Origin of the sequence: Flavobacterium lipolyticum, assembly GCF_020905335.1 — a bacterium.
Taxonomy (GTDB): domain Bacteria; phylum Bacteroidota; class Bacteroidia; order Flavobacteriales; family Flavobacteriaceae; genus Flavobacterium; species Flavobacterium lipolyticum.
This window is the reverse complement of record NZ_JAJJMN010000001.1, coordinates 3,673,217-3,688,887: the sequence shown is the minus strand read 5'-3', so window position 1 is coordinate 3,688,887 and position 15,671 is coordinate 3,673,217. Positions and strand designations below refer to the sequence as shown.

The 15,671-nt window shown below is 36.1% G+C and carries 12 protein-coding genes; 2 read left to right on the top strand and 10 right to left on the bottom strand.

Features of this window, described 5'->3' with window-relative positions:
* Positions 1-16 precede the first annotated feature (16 nt).
* The gene (locus LNQ34_RS15755) at positions 17-1,870 is read left to right on the top strand and encodes a glycoside hydrolase family 35 protein (protein WP_230000410.1); all 1,854 of its coding nucleotides are present in this window, start codon (positions 17-19) and stop codon (positions 1,868-1,870) included.
* A gap of 255 nt (positions 1,871-2,125) precedes the next feature.
* Here the strand turns inward: LNQ34_RS15755 and LNQ34_RS15750 are convergent, their stop codons facing one another.
* From LNQ34_RS15750 to LNQ34_RS15720, 7 genes are all read right to left on the bottom strand, one after another.
* On the bottom strand, positions 2,126-2,422 hold the full coding sequence (locus LNQ34_RS15750; RefSeq protein ID WP_230000409.1) for a hypothetical protein: 297 nt from the start codon (positions 2,420-2,422) through the stop codon (positions 2,126-2,128).
* A gap of 611 nt (positions 2,423-3,033) precedes the next feature.
* Positions 3,034-4,053: a hypothetical protein gene (locus tag LNQ34_RS15745; RefSeq protein WP_230000408.1), complete on the bottom strand. Its 1,020-nt coding sequence runs from the start codon at positions 4,051-4,053 to the stop codon at positions 3,034-3,036.
* A 401-nt stretch (positions 4,054-4,454) separates the two neighbouring features.
* Positions 4,455-5,456 (bottom strand): hypothetical protein, encoded by a 1,002-nt coding sequence (locus tag LNQ34_RS15740; RefSeq protein WP_230000407.1) that lies wholly within the window; start codon positions 5,454-5,456, stop codon positions 4,455-4,457.
* A 380-nt stretch (positions 5,457-5,836) separates the two neighbouring features.
* Entirely contained in the window at positions 5,837-6,868 is a 1,032-nt protein-coding gene (locus tag LNQ34_RS15735) for a hypothetical protein (protein WP_230000406.1), read from the bottom strand.
* Positions 6,869-6,882: 14 nt separating this feature from the next.
* Positions 6,883-7,416, bottom strand: a complete 534-nt coding sequence (locus tag LNQ34_RS15730; protein WP_202701892.1) for a hypothetical protein — start codon at positions 7,414-7,416, stop codon at positions 6,883-6,885.
* Positions 7,417-7,458: 42 nt separating this feature from the next.
* On the bottom strand, positions 7,459-8,121 hold the full coding sequence (locus LNQ34_RS15725; RefSeq protein WP_230000405.1) for a hypothetical protein: 663 nt from the start codon (positions 8,119-8,121) through the stop codon (positions 7,459-7,461).
* 81 nt (positions 8,122-8,202) lie between these two features.
* Entirely contained in the window at positions 8,203-8,916 is a 714-nt protein-coding gene (locus LNQ34_RS15720) for a hypothetical protein (protein WP_230000404.1), read from the bottom strand.
* An 850-nt stretch (positions 8,917-9,766) separates the two neighbouring features.
* On the opposite strand from LNQ34_RS15720, the gene LNQ34_RS15715 reads away from it, so the two are divergent.
* A complete protein-coding gene (locus tag LNQ34_RS15715) occupies positions 9,767-10,990 on the top strand; it encodes a T9SS type B sorting domain-containing protein (protein ID WP_230000403.1) in 1,224 nt (407 codons plus the stop codon).
* 98 nt (positions 10,991-11,088) lie between these two features.
* Here LNQ34_RS15715 and LNQ34_RS15710 read toward each other — a convergent pair whose 3' ends face one another.
* From LNQ34_RS15710 to LNQ34_RS15700, 3 genes are all read right to left on the bottom strand, one after another.
* Positions 11,089-11,490 carry an OsmC family protein gene (locus LNQ34_RS15710; RefSeq protein WP_017497321.1) on the bottom strand — a complete coding sequence of 134 codons (402 nt, stop codon included), beginning with the start codon at positions 11,488-11,490 and terminating at the stop codon, positions 11,089-11,091.
* Positions 11,490-13,604 carry a PBP1 and LysM peptidoglycan-binding domain-containing protein gene (locus LNQ34_RS15705; RefSeq protein WP_230000402.1) on the bottom strand — a complete coding sequence of 705 codons (2,115 nt, stop codon included), beginning with the start codon at positions 13,602-13,604 and terminating at the stop codon, positions 11,490-11,492. The genes LNQ34_RS15710 and LNQ34_RS15705 overlap by 1 nt, the downstream gene beginning before the upstream one ends.
* A 93-nt stretch (positions 13,605-13,697) precedes the next feature.
* Positions 13,698-15,617: a LysM peptidoglycan-binding domain-containing protein gene (locus LNQ34_RS15700; RefSeq protein ID WP_230000401.1), complete on the bottom strand. Its 1,920-nt coding sequence runs from the start codon at positions 15,615-15,617 to the stop codon at positions 13,698-13,700.
* Positions 15,618-15,671: the final 54 nt, after the last annotated feature.

The window sequence follows — 15,671 nt, the reverse complement described above, 5'->3', positions numbered from 1 at the left end:
CTAATTACAATTAAAGATGAAAAAAATATACCTTACCTTTCTGTTTCTTTCTCTCACCCTTTCTGCGGCAGGACAAGAGAAGCAAAGTTTTGCTATTGCCAATGGAAATTTCCTGTTGAACGGAAAACCCATACAAATTCACTCCGGAGAAATGCACTATTCCCGCATTCCGCAACCTTATTGGCGCCATCGTTTAAAGATGATGAAAGCCATGGGTTTAAATGCTGTGGCCACCTATGTATTTTGGAACTATCATGAAACGGCACCCGGAATCTGGGACTTTAAAACCGGAAATAAAAATCTGGCCGAGTACATTAAAACGGCTCAGGAAGAAGGTTTATTTGTGATCTTACGTCCGGGACCTTATGTTTGTGCCGAATGGGAATTTGGAGGTTATCCGTGGTTTTTACAAAATGTTCCTAACATGGTCATTCGCGGAAATAATGCGGCCTATCTAGGGGCTACAAAAGCTTATTTTACCGAATTGTACCATCAGGTTAAGAATTTACAAATCACCAAAGGAGGCCCGATTATTATGGTTCAGGGCGAAAATGAATTTGGATCCTATGTAGCACAACGCAAAGACATCCCACTTGAAGAACATAAAAAATACAGTGCAGCCGTTTTTCAGCAATTGAAAGATATTGGTTTCGAAGTTCCTTTCTTTACTTCAGACGGAAGCTGGTTATTTGAAGGCGGAGCGTTACCGGGTGCTCTCCCAACGGCAAATGGCGAAAGCGATATTACAAAACTAAAAAATGTGGTCAACCAATTCAACAACGGACAAGGTCCGTACATGGTGGCCGAATTTTATCCGGGTTGGCTGGATCATTGGGCAGAACCTTTCCCGACACAAACTCCCGAAGAAACTGCAAGCCAAACACAAAAATATTTAGACAATCAGGTTTCATTCAACTACTATATGGTGCATGGCGGAACCAACTTCGGTTTTACTTCCGGAGCCAATTACGACAAAGAACATGACATTCAACCCGACATGACTTCTTACGATTACGACGCTCCAATTAGCGAAGCAGGTTGGGCAACCCCAAAATACAATGCGTTAAGAGCCCTGCTTAAAACCAATGTAACTCCGGCTGTTCCGGCAAAAATGCCTGTGATCACTATTTCGAACATTGCCTTAACAAAAGCCATTGATTTAGCCGATTTAAAGTCTAAAATCCCCCCTGTTACTGCAGACCATCCTTTAACCTTTGAACAGCTCAATCAGGGAGACGGTTATGTTTGGTACAGCAAAAGATTTACACAGCCTATTAGTGGGAAACTAGAATTAAACGGACTACGTGATTACGCCATAGTATATGTCAACGGAAAAAAAGTAGCAGAGCTAAACCGCTATTACAAAAAATACGATTGTGAAATTGAAGTTCCTTTTAACGCGACACTAGATATTCTGGTAGAGAATATGGGACGTATCAATTACGGTTCTCAAATTAATGCCAACAATAAAGGAATTATTAGCCCTGTAATAATCAATGGCGAAACCATTACCGGAAACTGGAAAATGTACCCATTACCAATGGCTCAGGAACCGGATATAACGGCTTACAAAAACTCAGGAAAAACAAATCGTCCTACGGTATATCAGGGAACCTTTAACCTAAGTAAAACCGGAGATACCTTCCTGGACATGCGCGACTGGGGTAAAGGAATTGTTTTTGTAAACGGAATCAATATTGGACGCTACTGGAGTGTTGGTCCTCAGCAAACATTGTATGTTCCGGGCTGTTGGCTTAAAAAAGGTAAAAACACCATACTGATCTTTGAACAGAAAAACGGAAAAATTCAGAAGGAGGTAAAAACAATTAGCACTCCGATTTTAGAGGATTTAAAACCCGAAAATGGCTAGTAAGCCAGAGGGTTTCTGAAAAGTCACTCGCTCACTATTTTCTTTAAACTACAAATCCTTTTAAAATTGCTTTTTTTAGAGAATCACCTGAAACTAGTGGCTGAAAAAAATGTAAAAAAAATGACCCATTTTGAATATCAAAAAGGTCATTTTTTTATTTTTTAATATAAAGAGAATTACTTCTTAATTTATTTTTTCACTTTCAATTTATTAAAAAAGCACATCATCTATTTTAGAAAACCGATACAGAAAGTACTATTCTTTAATAAAACGCTTGCTCCTATTTTTTATTTTAAGGATATATAATCCTGTACACAGGGCACTAACATATTTGGCTCCCATAGTTTTTATATCATCCGAAGAAATTTTATAATTTAGTAGACTTCCCTGATTGTAATAATATATAGACCATAAATCATTGTGGCTGCTCCCGTCTGTTCTTGGATTTGTCGACCAAAAAACCTTCTCCCCTACTACCTTTACATCACCCCCCGGATAAGTAACATTTCCTGTGTTTCCACTTAGCTGACCATATACAGCCGGAAAGAACATACACTACTATAAAAAAAATTGTCACAATCTTAATCAATTAAAATGATACATCATCTTGTCTAATCACATTCCTAAAAAACATATTACAGCGGAGTCATAGTAAAATTTCAAACTTTGCATTATTTTTAATCGAATAATATCAAGCTACTCTAATTGACCATCACTTATTCAGAACCAAATAGAGCTTTTACTTTGCAAAAACAAATCTAAAAAGAAAGAATATCACTACTTAAAAGTGGTAATAAAAAATTAGATCATCAAAAAAAAAACCTCGTAAAAAATTGGGCTGTCCATTTATAAATTCAAGAATTAGGCTAGATTAAAAAAACGGATCAATCATTATACATACACCTAAAAAAAGACCTCATTTAAGTTTATGGATAAAACACCAAGCTTTACACGTAAAAAAAACAGTCAGCAAAACCTGACTGGTGAATGTAAATTATTAATGTAAAGCTATTATCCTGCTTTAGAATTGCTTATTTCAAACTACTTTCGGTTAAAAATAATTTTCTTTTCGATTTCACTGTTTCAACTTAAAAATTACTTTGAGATCTATCTAAAGAGAAATTCCGTCAAAAGTTAAACCACAAAAAAAACGCTCTTCAAATCTAAAAACCATCACCTATTAATAACCAATCTGTACCATCACTTTGAAGATTAATGATTCTATTACCCGCTAAAGCAGTACTACTGGTCCCATTTTTATCCAAATAGGCAGATATGGTAATATCCGTACCCGAAATATTCTTAATGACATAAGTCCTTCCCTTACAAATACTCGCTGCAGGCAATGTTACTGCTGTACCTGAATACGTTCCGGATTTTAAAACAACCGTGTAATCATTGTCGGCTAAAGTTGTACTAGCCGTTACTGCCCTTATGGGTAAAGAAAATGACCCGCCAACCTGCAAAACAGAATTGGCAACTCCATTTGTAGACACTCCAACTCTAACGGTACTGGTTGTACCTGTTCCCTGTCCTTGTATACGCATCATCTCACAGAAATTGCCATAATAATAAAAGTAATTTTGAAATACAATTGGCTCATTACCATTGTCTCCGATAATAAATTCTAAAGAACCAGTATTGGTACCTGCAGATCCTATTTCAAAAAAATCACTGCCAGCAGCACATCCTTTCATCCTAAAATTTCCATCAGTGTTCGTAAAAAATATAGGTTTATAATCAGTACCTGCGGGAACTTCAAATTGCAAGGCCGAAACTCCTCCGGTGCCTTTAAGATAAGCCATATATTGATCTGCATTATTGTAATCTGGTTTAGTCAAAGTTAGTCCTAATGTACCACGCTTTCCCAATTCCAAAATAGGAGTATTATTAGATGCCAGAGTTACTTTTGTGTCAGTGGTTGTTCCCAAAAAATTTGTTGCCACTGCATTTGAATTACCATTTAAGTTCCAATTTCTTTCACTTTCACTCTCCCTTCCCATTCCTATTAAAAAAAGGGTACCATCACTTAAGCCAATATACAATTGATTGGTATCGGCGGTTTGGTACAAATCACCTTGCCCCGCATTGGTAATCGTTGGAACTAATGCCGAATTGATACTAATCTGGCAAAAAGTAATATTACTTATGAGTACTGCTAAAAATATAAACTTAATCTTCATTCTTGCTTTAAATTTATTTATTTATTTTTTGCGATTAAAAAAGGTTCATTATTGACCGTGGTTCCCCATAAAATAGAAGCTAAAGCCCCTATATATGCCCCTTTAATGACATGACAGTGATGCGTCGGCTGTTATTGTTATTTAATTATTGTAAATTTATTGGGTAAATTTATTTAACACATAGAAACGTAGGTTTTGTATCCCTAAAAAAGGTATTTCATTTGATACACCTACCCTTCTATGAGAAAGAAATAGTTCTTTTTTTTAGTTCTCTTTTTTTACAACTAAAATCTATGTTGCTATCTGTTACATTATTTTTTGGTCAATTATCTCCCAACGCGTTAAACGTAATGCTCTAAAATCTATAATAAAGAGATAAATTCTATAAAACCTAATAATTATCACTTAATTTGCTGCCAATCAACATTATCACTTTGAAAACTATAGATAGTATTATTCGCTAAAGTAGTGCTACTGACTCCGGTTCTGCTTATATATGCGGATATGGTGATGTCAGCACCCGAAAAATTCTTAATAACATAAATTCTTCCTTTACAGGTACTCACCGTAGGTAACGTAACCCCGGTACCTGAATAAGTTCCGGATTTTAAAACAACCGTGTAGTCAGTGTCGGTTAAAGTTGTACTAGCCGTTACTGCCCTTATGGGTAAAGAAAATGAACCACCAACCTGCAGAACAGAATTGGCAACTACTCCACCTGTAAATATACCTACTCTCACAGTACTTGTTGAGCCACTTCCCTGACCTTGTATTCGCATCATCTCAGATGTACCATCAGTAACACTATTCTTTTTAAATATAATTGGCTCATTACCTTTGTCTCCGATAATAAATTCTAAAGAACCATCTGAACCATCTGAAGCGCCCCCTGCGCCTAAAGCCCCAATTTCAAAAAAACCAGTGCCGGCACCTGCTTTCAACCTAAAATTTCCATCAGTATTCATAAAAAATATAGGTTTATACTCAGTACCTGCGGGAACTTCAAATTGTAGTGAGGGTGAAACTCCTCCGACTCTTCTAAGGTAAGCCATATATTGATTTGTACTGCCGCTATTATAATTTAGTCCCAATGTACTGCTCCTTCCTAATTCAAGAAGAGAATTGTTATTAGATTTTAGGGCTACTTTTATATCATTAGTAGTTCCTAACAAACTTCTTGCCGTCGCATTTGAATTACCATTTAAGAGCCAACTTCCACTTCCTATTAAAGAAAGGCTACCATCGCTCAAGCCGATATACAATTGATTCGTATCGGAGGTTAAATATAAATCCCCTAGCCCGGCATCGAGAAACGTTGGAGCTAATGCCGAAGTGGTAGTAATTTGAGACCGACTCATGTTACTGATCAGCAGTACTACTAAAAATATAAACTTAATCTTCATTCTTTTCTTAAATTTGTTTAATTCTTTTCGCGATTAACAAAGATCTACTATTGATCGTGGTTCGCGATAAGACAGAAGCTGTAAAAGCTTATGTACTCGCTTTAATGACAGTGCTACGCCACTGTTGTTGTTATTTTATTTACCGTAAATCCGCTGGGTAAATTCATTTAACACACCGTAACATAGGTTCCGTATCCATAAAAAACACCTTTCACTTCATTTAAATACACCTATCCTTTTTCTATGAGAAAGAAATATTTCTTTTTTTTCTTTCTACAACTAAAATCTATACTTCCAGGTACTACATCATTTTTTTGTTCCTTACATCCAGAGGATTATTGCAATGCTTTGAGGTCTATAAAAGAGAAATTCCATAAAACCTAATAATCATCACTTGTAAGTTGCCAATCTGTAGCATCACTTTGAAAACTATAGATTCTATTATTTGCTAAAGTAGTTCTACTGACTCCAGTCCGGCTTATGTAGGCAGATATGTTTCTGTCTGCACCTGAAATATTCCTAATAACATAAATCCTTCCTCTACAGCTACTTGCTGGAGGTAATGTGACCTCTGTGCCGGAATAAGTTCCGGATTTTAAAACAACCGTGTAATCAGTGTCTGTCAAAGTTGTACTGGCCGTTACTGCCCTAATGGGTAAAGAAAATGAACCGCCAACCTGCAAAACAGAATTGGCAACTGCTCCACCTGTAAATATACCTACTCTAACATCTCTTGGCCATACGTTACGATCATAATTTTCTTTTTGTAGCGGACGACCTTGTACTCGCATCATCTCAATAGTACCATCGGCAACACTGTTCTTTTTAAATACAATAGGCTCAACACCAGCATCTCCCGTAATGATATCTAAAGAACCATTATCATTGTAACCTCCAGTTCCAATTTCAAAAAAATCATTGACACCATTAGTCCCCCTCCACCTAAGATTTCCATCTGAATTCGTATAAAACCTAGATTCATATAAAACAGAAGTTGATTTTTCAAATTCCAAGGCCGAAACTCCTCCTCTGCCTCTAAGGTAAGCCATGTACTGATCTGCATTGTTGTAATCAGGTTTAGTCAAAGTTAGTCCCAAGGTACTACGCTTTCCTAATTCCAAAATAGAAGTATTATTAGATGCCAAAGTTACTTTTGTATCAGTCGTCGTTCCTAATAAACTTGTTGCTGCTGGATTTGAATTGCCATTTAAGTTCCAACTTCCATTTTCTCTTCCTAATAAAAAAAGGGTACCATTGCTTAAGCCAATGTACAGTCGATTTGTGTCAGAGGCTCTGTATAAATTACCCAGTCCGGCATTGGTAATCGTGGGGGCTAGTGCTGAAGTAATACGGATTTGAGCACGGCTAATGTTACTGATCAGTACTACTAAAAAGATAATTTTAAACTTCATTTTTTTTCTAAAATCTATTTAATTCTTTTTACAATTAATGAAGACCCGTTATTGGTCATACTTAGTGACAAAACAGCTGCTGTCGAAGCATACGTACGCCCTTTTATCTTAATCACGGTAGCTGCTGTTGTTACTATTATTTTAGTCACTGCAACTGAATTTTTATCCACAAGGCTGTTTCTGGTATACGTATACGCTCTTGTACCCGGTGCTTCTGTACCTCCAACCTCCAGGTAGAACTCTCCTCCGGATATTTCATTATTAGTAGTAGTTGTACTTATTCTATAGGTTATTTCATATCGGCCACTTTTACTAATCGTAATAGAACTTCCATCTACAGAAAAGTCTGAAGTATCAACAATACCGCTACTAGCAAAACTAATGTCTGAAAAGGTGCCTGCAAGCGTTTGGGGAGTCGCTGGACTGCCAATATATAGTTCAGCAAGATTTCCTATTCCCTGTTCGATATTTCTCAAAGTTCCTTTATTGTCAAGCACTTTAATCGTTTGTGCATAACCCAAATTACAAGCTGCAAAAAAAACTAACATAATATTGATTTTAAGAAACATAAGAAGGGATTTTAGAAGAAATTATTTAATATACTGAATTTCAATAACATCACCAGCATACATTGGTAAATTAGCCGCACTATAGGTAATGGTAACTTTATCTGCTGCCGCCACAAAATCGGTGCCTGTTCTTAATTTAATACCGTTTCTAAAAACAAACAATTTAGCATCTGTAGTTCCGGCTGCCAAAGCTGGTAAACCAACTACGGGAACATCTACATTCGCAGCAGCATTGGCTACTTGTGTGTACTCTACTCTGATTCCGCTCACTAAACTTTCTGCTTTCATTTTTTTGGTAGCACCTGTAGCTTCATCTCTTACTAACAAAGTCCAGCCTGTACCCGTTCCGCCATGGACTGATGCTGTTGTTGCATTGGTAGATGCCGCACCTGTTTCTAAAGCAAGACCATCAAGACCAAATACTTTTCCGCTAGCATCTATATAAGTGTCATTGGTCAGTTGCCCTCCTAATTGCCATGTGGTTGTGGTGACATCAGCAGTTGTATTTACAATCTGAGTAATACCGTTACTGGATTGAAAGTACTTTATCGTACCTTTATTATCAACCACTTTTACCGCTTTCGCCCCTTTATTGACGTCCGCAGTCGCTTGCGCATTTGCTGCGGTAACTCCCAAAAGAACTGTTGCACAAAGTGCAAATTTTAAAGATTTTGTTTTCATCATTTTTCTGTTTTAATTATTTACTTATTTATTTACTTATTTATTTACTTATTTATTTACTTATTTAGGTTTAAGTTTTTTGTATTAGTAAACCAATACGATCCGTATTTCATCGTTTTGGTAACAAATAGCACCGGACTCTAATTTTATAGTACCAGGTTTTACTATGGAAAAATCCACTCTGATACCGTTTCTATATACGTTTACTTTTTGCGGATCATTAATCGGAGATACCGTTGTAAATTCTTCCTGACCTTCTTTGGCGATATACAACTCCTGTTTTTGCTGCAGAAATGAATCTTTTGGGACTTTTTTCAGGGTTCCATTCGTTTTATCTACGACTACAATTTCATCGGTTTTGAGATCTCCCGCTTCCAATCCGTTTATGGCCAATGTATTTATCGCTGTTGTGGTTAGGGTAGTGGGTGTTTCTAATGTACCTCCCAATTGCAGTTTACCGTTAGAAAATGTCAGACCGTTACCTGCTGTTACGGATAGAGTGTCATCCGTGGTCGCTATTTTATTCCATTTATTCTTTGACCAATAATAATATCCGGGTGTGATATCTGAAACGGTGGCGGTGTTGTAAATCAATAAACTTTCAACATTACCATTTGAAATCGTCGTTAAGTCATTACTTCCTGATAATGCAATTCTGGGAATAACAACCCCTTTGTTAGTTGAAACGATATCAAGCATCGCGGAATTATCCGGTTTAGAATTCCCTATCCCTACCTGACTATACGAGACACCATATAACATTAGTAAAATCGAAATAAATAGTAATCTGTAGCTCATTCTATTTTTTTTTATGTTTCAGTTCCACAAAATCGTTCATTTATTTTGCAATATTAATCCTAAGAAAACCATAAATTTAATAAGAAGAAACAAATGGTATATCTGCTGTTATATCTGGAATATATCGGCTTACAAATGATTTAATACTCTTCATATAACATTATGAAGTGTTATAAGTGGGTCAGCTCAAAAAAAATGGAGATGGATTGTGCCGGAGATGTACCCGGATAGGTAAGAACAAACACAACAGCTTTCGTTAGAATACTACCAATAAGAATGGATGTAAAATGTTGTGAACAAAAAGATTGATTTAAACAGTACTCCAAAGTTTGAGAGAGTTTATAATTAAACCAATGGGCATAAATTAACTCCAAAATGGGCAAAATGCCTTTTTTAGGAATACAAAACCTATATATAGGTGTAAAAACAAATTACCCCCAAAGAATGAATTAAGTTTGGGAATAAATTGAACCGGTGGAAATCTTACGAGTTTTTCCACTTATTACTTTTAGCATCCAAAAATACCCCTAAATACTCCATCAGTTACTTATCATTTATATAAGCTAAAAATATGAGGTAATATTGCTTGTAATTTTACCATAGTTGTTTAGTAATGAGAGAAAATCTATTCCTTTAATAATGTTTTTATCCGATTTTGATTTAAACACAGGTTTAGGAATTCGAACGGCATCTCTTTATTAAAAATTGCACGAAATTGGTAACATCCTGACATCGGCTAGTGCTACCCGACCAGAAATCAGGGGTAAAAAAGATACAAGTGAATAAGCTTTGAAATTTATTCAAAAAAAAGAAATAGAGCAGTAGTAAAATAAAATCGAATTTTTTTAAGATGAGAATATTAAATTTAAAAAGCAGACTGGTCCTTTTATTGATTCCATGTTTTGCCACTTCGCAAATAATCAATACAGGAGAGCTTTTTGTGGCATCCAATACTCCCGTAAGTTTTGTAAACGCCTTCGATAATAAATCTAAAGCTGTTTTAATTAATGATGGTGAATTATTTTTATACAGTCATATAAACAATGAAGGTTTGATCAGTTTTAGTTCTGGTAATTCCAAAGGTATAACACGATTGAGAGGAGTCTCAGGGCATCAGAATATATCCGGAAATATCCCTATCGAACTCAATAATGTAGAATTTAACAACAATAGTAATGGTGGTAATGCTGCAACTTTTCAGGTTTCTAACTATTTAAGCATTTCCGGAATGGCCGACTTCAAAGAAGGAATTATCGACGATGATTCTTTTGGAGGTTTGGTTATTTTTGAAAATGGCTCAGGCTGCGTAAATGTTAGTGACAAAAGTTTTGTAAATGGTGAAGTAATGAAAAATGGAAATAATGACTTTACCTTTCCGGTTGGAGATGAATTAAAATACCATTCTGTTGGGATTTCTGCTCTTAAAATGAATACTGATGCTTTCAGTGGAAAATACTCTCAGAAAGATGCTGGTATTTTGTATCCTTTTAAGAATAAAACAAGCAATATTCTGGTTGTAAATGATAAGGAATACTGGACCGTTAAAAAAATGGGAAGTACTTCAGATCTTATCCTCACTTTAAGCTGGGATGAAGCGGTAACTCCGGCAAGTATTATTGAATCGCCTTCTGAGATCCGTATTGTGCGTTGGGATAGTGCTAAAAATAGCTGGCTTGACGAAGGCGGGGTAGTAAACAAAGACGACAAAACAATCTCTTCTCCTGTTAGTGTATCCGGTAATGTTATATTTACTACTGCTAAAGTAAAAAAAACAGATTCTTTTGTAGTGTATAATGCCGTTTCTCCAAATAAAGACGGACTGAATGATTATCTAAGAATTGAGGGGTTAGACGGGACCGAAAATGAACTTGAAATATACGATAACAGAGGAATTAAAGTATTCCGAACAAGAGAATATGGCTCCAATGAAAACGTTTTTAATGGATTTGCTAATGTCCAAAATGTTTTCTTAAAAAATGAAAGACTGCCTGACGGAACTTATTTTTATATTCTATCCGTTACTAAAGATAATTTTACAACGAAACAAGTCGGGTATTTATATTTAAGTCAATAAAAAAGGGGGATTATTTTACTTTTCACACCATAAAATGCCCCCAAATAGTGTTTCACTTTTTTGGGAGCAATGTAATTAATGGTCTTTTAAATTTCAGATTACTTCCAGTTAAAAGTAATTTTCTTTTCAATTTCAGGGTTCAGACTTAAAAAAACCGGACAGGTCATTGCAGCGCGTTCCAGAATGGTTTTGCTTTTCTCATCAGCATCCCCTTTCATTTCAAAAGCGATTTCAATCGCTCCTATACGTCTCGGTTCTGCGTTCATAATCTTCGTTACTTCGGCAGTTGAATCGACTAAATTTACATTAAGATCACGGGCTTTTATCCCCATAATCGTCATCATACAACTTGCTAAAGCATTGGCAACCGTATCTGTGGGAGAAAAAGCTTCTCCTTTTCCGTTATTGTCTACCGGGGCATCCGAAATGATTTCACTTCCGGATTGCACATGGATTGATTTTGTTCTTAAATCGCCTAAATAGGTTACTTTTGATGTCATTAATTTGCTACTTTTAAAGTTAGATCATTATCGTAATATAAGATGTAAACACCTTTGTTTGCGTGTCCTCCATCTTCTTTTTTGTAAAATTGAAATTTATTATCAACCTGTTCTGTTGTCATTAAGTCGGCTGTTTCCTGATAGGTTTTTCCCTGAACCAAACGCATCATAGTATCAAAAGTAACATCAAATCCTCTTGTAGCATAGGTATTTGGATTTACTTTATTTTTCAATCGGTACTCTTTTTCGAAAATCAAAACAGAAGCTTCGTCACTATCACGGGTAACCGACGGATACATCAATTTCAGCTTAATTAAACTATCAAAGCTAATCTCATCCGAATCCAGCGTATTGTTTGGCTCTAAAACTACCAACTGTATCTGACAGGTTTTTTGAGCATCTGTCAAAGCTTTTATAGTCGTTCTAACCATTGCTGTATTGGCCGATTCCATAACTACATAGTTCATTCTGTTAGGCAATAACAAACTTTTTAAATTGGCCACATCCAGAGCTCCGGTTTCAGTCAAATTAGCAAACACAACTCCTTTTTGGTTTTGTTTGATGTAACTGATCACTGATTCTTTCTTTTTGTCTACCACCGCAACGATGTTTCCGTTCTTCCCTCTCATATAATCAAAAACGGCATTTCGCACCACGTCGTTTGATGGGATCGTTTGATACAAATTATCAATTGGGTTCGCTTTGTCTTTTGATAATGGAGAAATCACAGGAATATTATACAAACGCAATGTATTGGCCGTAGATTCGGCATTACTTTGATAGAAAGGTCCCACTACGGCATTGGCATCCTGTAATTTATTCTGAGTCATTAAACCTGAAACATTGGAACTATTTTTCGTTTCCTGAGAATCATAAATGGCAACATCAATTGGCAGCTTTAAAGTTCTTGCCGAATCGATTGCCATCAAAGCTCCCGAATAAAAATCAAGCGTCATATTCAAAAATTTATCACTCTTAATTCGACTGGCAGCACTGATCGTATCCCCCTGCATTTTCGCTAAATTGAATGGCAATAATAAAACCAGTTTTTTACGATCGTTCTCCCCTCTTTTTTTAGTCAGTTCCACCACTTCCGGATTCGCGGAAACAGTTTCGGATTTCACTTTATCTACCACTTTAATTCCTCCTGTATTTTCAACTGGCTTTTCAATGGTCTTTTCAATCGTTTTTTCAACTTCTTTTTCAGCAGGCTGTTGGTGTACGATAATTGGCGTTGGTGCCACATATCCTGCCGGAACTTTTAAAACCATTCCCTCTTTTACGCCTTCAGAAAGTGCCGGATTTAAGGCCGTTAATTCTTCCTGAGTAATATGGAAAGTATGCGTTAAACTATAAAAAGTTTCTTTTGGTTTCACCTGATACTCCATATAAGAAGTTGCTTTTTTCGAAGTTTCCACTGCTTTTTTTGCTTCAGCCGGTTTTACAACAGCAGTCACAGGCGGAGCAGAAGTTTCTGCTTTAGGAGCAGTTCCTTTTATTGTCAGACGATACCCTACCGGTAAGTTGGAAACAATTGGAGGATTTCGTTTTTCTAATTCGTCAACAGTCATTCCATATTGTTTTGCAATTGAAAACTTAGTTTCTTTTGCCACCACATCATGGTAAACATACTTTTCCGGTGCTGCCGACTTCGGTTTCGCTAAAGTTGAAACAGTTGTTTTCACCGCACTTCCTTTTGACGGAATCTCAAGAGTTTGTCCAATCTGCAAACCGTCTTTCACCAAAAAAGGATTAGCAGCTTTTAAAGCTTCATCCGTAACATTATATTTTTTCTCAATGCCAAACAAAGTTTCTTTTGGCTGTACTTCATGCGTAATTGTTTTTCCTGAATTTGAACTTTTCACCGGAGCAACATCATTTTTAACTGCTGTTTTAGCACCGCTTGTCGGAATTAATAAAACGGTATTGGGTTTAACTCCATTTCTGGCATCCGGATTTAGAGAATAAATATCATAAGGCGTAACCTTAAATTTAACAGCAATCTGGTTAATAGTTTCTCCGCTTGAAACCGTGTACTTCACCACCTTTTCTTGTGAAAATGCGGAACTGGTTGCAAAAAAAATCAGAGACAATAATGTTGAATAATATTTCATAATAAAGCTTAAAACAATTTAATTCCTAATTCAAAAACAAGTTACAAAATTCTCTGTAAAACAAAATCCCTGCCACTTGTTTTTCTGCATTGCTTATTCTCTAAGATCAATCTCGACCTTAGCAATACTCACCTCTTTATATAACTCATCTTCTTCTTTTTTCTTGCATTGATATAGTACTTCTTCCATGTTTTGGTACTTATCGGAGTACACATAGTACGAAAGACTATTAATATTAAAAAAGAAACTGGCGTTAAAATCGCCGGAATCAATGAGTTTCATAATAAGCTTATCCCTTAGCGTTGCGTCTGTAAATATACCTAAAACTAAGTAATAGCCGTTTGAAACTCCGCGAAGATTATCAAAAACTTCCACCTTTATCGTTTTGTCCCTTTTAAGCGGATTTTCCTTTAACTCCTGTTTCATTTCTTCCGATGAGATCATTTTTGAATCCCCAATGAATCCGTTTTTTTTCTGATTTTTAATCGCCTGATCCTGATACTTTTTCAATTTCAGCAAGGCCACTTTATCATCAAAATTTCGGGCTTCCATGCTATAGTAAGATGCTTTACTAATATGTCTCTTCACTTCGATCTTCTTCTGATTATCCAGTGAGTCAATTTTGGCAATCAAGAGCTGGTTCTTTGCATCACCCTGCTCCTGCTCTATTTTGTACTGCTTTATTTCTTCAAGCGAAAGACGTTGCTGTAAGGAAACCGGATTATTATTTTTTTCGCTTTCGCGGATTTTTTTCTTGTATTCCTGGTTTTCGGCTACAGCAATTTTTTCGACTTTATGCATTAAACCGGCATATACTTTTCGGTTTTCTGCCAACTCTTTTTTTAACTGAGACGATAATTCATTCGTTTTCCCAATACTTTCGTAAGACTGTTTTTCCAGTCTTTTTGATTCGTCAACATTTAAAATATCTAATCTTTTCAAATCGACCAGATCATCATTCATAGTACGAACCAGCGAATCCAGTTTCGCCATTAAAACATCCTGCACATTTTTATTAGCCTCCAGCACCAATCGCAATTTTTCAACTGAATTTTCTTTTGAGCCATTCATATCATTCAGATTGATTTTCAAATCATTAATTTTTATAATTTTCTGATTCATTTCTTTCTGAACAACCAAACGGTCTTTCAAATCTTCCAATTCCACTGTTTTGGCTTTTGTTTTTTCCACCACTACCTGTTTTTCGGCCAGAGCAATCATCAGTTCTTCGCTTTCATTTGTTGGCTTTACACCTTTTGTATTAATGGCCAGCTTATTTCCAACAATCAGTCCGTTTACGATTTCAGGATTCTGCGATTCCAGCTGATCAATCGAAATTCCATATTTTTTAGCGATCGAAAACTTCGTTTCTTTAGGCTCGACCACATGAAAAACAGTTTCCTGATTGATGACACGAACTCGTCCGTCTAAAGTTTTTCGTTTATTCGGAATCGCAATAGTCTGTCCAACTTGTAATCCATTTTGAAGAAGATTTTTATTCCCGTTTTCCAAATCCAAAACCGAAACATTGTACTGTCTCGCAATACTAAACAAGGATTCTTTTGCCACAACCTGATGGCTGACTTTTGAAGAAATTGTACTTTCATTTTGAGAAAGGTCTCCGGAACCTTGCGGAATAATTAGTTGCTGACCAATCTGAAGTCCGTTGGAAAGAATCGCCTGATTGGCATTCTGAAGAGCTTCCACCGAAATGTTATAGTGTTTTGCTAAACCAAAAAGAGTTTCTTTTGCGCCAACAATGTGAGTAATCTGCTGACTGGAATTTGGTTTTTCAGAAGAACGGACAGGAATCTTGATCAGCTGATCGTCCTTGATTCCGTTTTGTGATTCGGGGTTGAGTTTGTAAATTTCTTCTACCGAAACCTTGTACTTTTGGGCAATAAAGTAAGCAGTTTCCCCCTTTTGAATCCGATGCTCAATAATTGAATCTTGCGCAGTTATTTTGTTAAAAGACAAAACAAACACAAGAGAAATCGTTAAAAATTCTCTCATAAATAGTAGGTTTAAAAAATTAAGGCGTTACAAATGTAACGCCTTAATTTTAAA

Coding starts and splice junctions, on each gene's coding strand:
- LNQ34_RS15755 (WP_230000410.1), top strand. CDS start 17: ATGAAAAAAATATACCTTACCTTTCTGTTTCTTTCTCTCACCCTTTCT.
- LNQ34_RS15750 (WP_230000409.1), bottom strand. CDS start 2,422: ATGTTCTTTCCGGCTGTATATGGTCAGCTAAGTGGAAACACAGGAAAT.
- LNQ34_RS15745 (WP_230000408.1), bottom strand. CDS start 4,053: ATGAAGATTAAGTTTATATTTTTAGCAGTACTCATAAGTAATATTACT.
- LNQ34_RS15740 (WP_230000407.1), bottom strand. CDS start 5,456: ATGAAGATTAAGTTTATATTTTTAGTAGTACTGCTGATCAGTAACATG.
- LNQ34_RS15735 (WP_230000406.1), bottom strand. CDS start 6,868: ATGAAGTTTAAAATTATCTTTTTAGTAGTACTGATCAGTAACATTAGC.
- LNQ34_RS15730 (WP_202701892.1), bottom strand. CDS start 7,416: ATGTTAGTTTTTTTTGCAGCTTGTAATTTGGGTTATGCACAAACGATT.
- LNQ34_RS15725 (WP_230000405.1), bottom strand. CDS start 8,121: ATGATGAAAACAAAATCTTTAAAATTTGCACTTTGTGCAACAGTTCTT.
- LNQ34_RS15720 (WP_230000404.1), bottom strand. CDS start 8,916: ATGAGCTACAGATTACTATTTATTTCGATTTTACTAATGTTATATGGT.
- LNQ34_RS15715 (WP_230000403.1), top strand. CDS start 9,767: ATGAGAATATTAAATTTAAAAAGCAGACTGGTCCTTTTATTGATTCCA.
- LNQ34_RS15710 (WP_017497321.1), bottom strand. CDS start 11,490: ATGACATCAAAAGTAACCTATTTAGGCGATTTAAGAACAAAATCAATC.
- LNQ34_RS15705 (WP_230000402.1), bottom strand. CDS start 13,604: ATGAAATATTATTCAACATTATTGTCTCTGATTTTTTTTGCAACCAGT.
- LNQ34_RS15700 (WP_230000401.1), bottom strand. CDS start 15,617: ATGAGAGAATTTTTAACGATTTCTCTTGTGTTTGTTTTGTCTTTTAAC.